Here is a 1,007-nt window from a genome sequence, read left to right on the forward strand (position 1 = left end):
TAGGAGTTGTCCGGCCGATCACGTGACTACTCGATGTCCGGGTCGTTGATGTGGACATGGGGCGGGGTGATCTGACAGATGCCGAGTGGGAACGGCTGCGGCCGTTCCTGCCGGTCAGCAACAGGCGTTGTGGCAGGTGGCGGGATCACCGGCAGGTGATCGACGGGATTCTGCACCGGGTACGAACCGGCGTTCAGTGGCGTGACCTGCCCGATCGGTTCGGCCCGTGGAAGACCGTCTACGAACGACACCGGCTGTGGTCCGCAGACGGAACGTGGGAACGCCTGCTGCAGCAGGTCCAGGCCGAGGCCGACGCAGCCGGGGAGATCGACTGGGACATCTCGGTCGACTCCACCATCGTCCGCGCCCACCAGCATGCGGCCGGCGCCCGCACTGACCCGCCGCCGGCACTCACTGCAAAGGGGGCCGAACCGTCAGAACACCAGGACGAGACTCCGTGGCAGAGCCTCGTCGCCCGCCTGGTGGAGGTGGTGCTGGAGGTGAGGGCCTGGGCCGCTCGCGCGGCGGGTTCACCACCAAGCTCCACCTGAGTGCCGACGGCCGCTGCCGCCCGCTGTCCCTGATCGTCACGCCAGGACAGCGGGCGGACTGCACCCAGTTCAGCCCAGTGCTGGAGAAGATCCGCGTCCCACGGACCGGGCCGGGCAGGCCGCGCAAGAAGCCGGACAGCCTGGCGGCGGACAAGGCCTACAGCAACGGGCCCTGCCGCCAGTACCTACGGCGCCGGGGAATCCGACACACCATTCCGGAGAAGACCGACAGCCAGGCCGCCCGCCTGCGCAAAGGCTCACGCGGCGGACGGCCACCCGGCTTCGATGAAGAGCGCTACAAGAAGCGGAACACCGTCGAACGAGCCATCAACCGGCTCAAGAACGCCAGAGCAGTCGCCACCCGCTACGACAAGCGTGGCTACGTATACCTCGGCACAGCAACCGCCGCAGCCCTCACCATCTGGCTTCGCACGTGATCGCCCGGACAACTCCTAG

General features: G+C 67.8%; 1 pseudogene. It reads left to right on the top strand.

The features are described 5' to 3' along the window. Window positions 1-56 precede the first annotated feature (56 nt). A pseudogene (locus ACWC5O_RS45560) lies at window positions 57-988 on the top strand (IS5 family transposase). Window positions 989-1,007: the final 19 nt, after the last annotated feature.

Source organism: Streptomyces sp. NPDC001450 (genome assembly GCF_053597295.1).